Below are 1,934 nucleotides of genomic sequence, written 5' to 3'. Positions count from 1 at the left end.
GGCAAAGGCAAGTTTATCGACTCAATTTTAAATACTCCATTTGATTGGTCTAGCTTTGCCCCTGATGAATACCAAGCATTGATTAAATAACCAATATAAGCAAACGGGTACACAGTTGCCCGTTTTCAATCTTGACGCACTATATCGGTATTAAAACACATTCAGCAAAAGAGGTTTCAATGTTAAATCAACTTACTCAACTCAAAACGATTGGTGGTGCTGAACGCATCAATTTCTCAATCCAATTTTTACCTTTAAATAAAGCAAGAGTAGTGCTTACTACTCAAGTAGAGTCAAATGCTCAGGGTGAACTAGCCGATTTACTAAGAACCCCAATCGTGCTTACGGGAAGCCTTGTCGATATTGATAATATGTTAACCAATGAACTGTTTAACCTATCTGAACAAGTTGCCAACGTTCAAAACAATGAAGCCTCAAAACCAAGTCAGGTAGCCGAAGCTACAAACGTTCAAGATGACAATTTAGATGTTGATGAATTGGATGATGACTTTGACGATGAATCACTTTAAAAGAGTACCAAACTATGTTGAACATGAATGCAATTGTTAGAAAATTTAAAATTGGTGCGGCCATTATTTCAGATCCAGCACCTCAATCCGACTTGGATGAAGTGCAGCGCATATTAACGCAACAGTACCCGATGCTTAGACACACACGAATTTATATCGAAGATGGTGTATTGAATGATTCTGCAACCGAAACCATCTACGAGTTTCCTTTGATCCCTGTAAAGCTAAAAGGGTAAATCATAGATAATATTGTGTCTAAGCTTAAACATTGGGTTGATGATGTAAATAAAAACCCCAAGCGAAATTCGACAAACCTAATAAAAGAAATTAAGGCAATTCGAACTAACGCTCACTTTGTACAATCTAAAGATATGCCCCCTATTGGGTAAATATTTACCACAAGCATAAAAAGGCGCTCAATTGCGCCTTTTTGTTATTCGTATGTTTTTCTCATGCGAGTAGCGCGTTCTGAGTGTTGGGTTATTGTATTTACATCAAGCATAAAGGGCAGAATTTACATGAGCATTAACCCACAGAAGTTACATAAAATTTGGTACGCAAGCATGAACAATGCAGAAGTGCCTGATTTGAAGAATAAACTTGAGAGCTTAACCTGTTCTTATCCTTTGTATGACGAGAACCTAAAAGCTATATCCCCAATGCTAATGTTTGGGCTTAAACAGGGGTTTATTAGCCAAGATCAAGTCGCTAACGCCATTGCTGAAAAAGACCGTCTAACTCAAATTAATTTAGTGTCAGATCTGATTGCTGAAAAATGCTGGAAACCGTTTACCACAAAAATATCTAGCATCATGTGTGAGCATGAAACCAAGATAAGACAACTAATCACTAATGCTTTAAAAGGCTTGCCTGAAACGCAAAACAGAATAGCCGAAGAATACGATAATATTCTTAAAAATCGAGCCGAGATTTCAACACTGTCTCTTTCGATTAATAGAAACGGTGACTTTGGAGATTGGCATTTAAACTCATTCGCTGCAAGAATAACATTTTCAGATGCTTATATAACTGAGTTTGATGTTTCAAAACTCAACTTTGACCAACGTCAATTATCTGTGGTTTGTAAAATAATACAGACAATTATGCCCTTTCAATTCGAATGCAGCACTCTTGACCTAAACAACTATTCAAATGAATGGCTGTATGGTGAGGTGTTCAGTTCTGATGATGTTAATCGTATCGGTCAGTATATCCATGATTCAGACGGTTCGTATGAGCTAGATGATTTATGTAATGAATTAAATATTGATGAAGAAACAAGAACAACAATTGATGATTATGGTGTTGACGGCATTTACGACTACTGGCTCATGGATAAGCTTAGTGACCGAATTAATGCATTTTATAAAGACCCAGATATTGATATTGAGAAGTCATTAGCAA

The 1,934-nt window shown here is 36.7% G+C and carries 3 protein-coding genes; all 3 read left to right on the top strand.

Going from position 1 to position 1,934, the window contains the following annotated elements:
* The first annotated feature begins 179 nt into the window (after nucleotides 1-179).
* A complete protein-coding gene (locus tag H5202_RS21560) occupies nucleotides 180-530 on the top strand; it encodes a hypothetical protein (protein ID WP_182773850.1) in 351 nt (116 codons plus the stop codon).
* A 14-nt stretch (nucleotides 531-544) separates the two neighbouring features.
* Nucleotides 545-766 carry a PRTRC system protein C gene (locus H5202_RS21555; RefSeq protein WP_182773849.1) on the top strand — a complete coding sequence of 74 codons (222 nt, stop codon included), beginning with the start codon at nucleotides 545-547 and terminating at the stop codon, nucleotides 764-766.
* 327 nt (nucleotides 767-1,093) lie between these two features.
* Nucleotides 1,094-1,934: hypothetical protein (locus H5202_RS21550; RefSeq protein WP_182773848.1), on the top strand; the 841-nt coding region annotated here is incomplete at its 3' end.

Origin of the sequence: Shewanella sp. SG41-4, from assembly GCF_014164505.1 — a bacterium.
Classification (GTDB): Bacteria; Pseudomonadota; Gammaproteobacteria; order Enterobacterales; family Shewanellaceae; genus Shewanella.
Note: the sequence above shows the minus strand (reverse complement) of the source record. Positions and strands in the feature narration are given on the sequence as shown.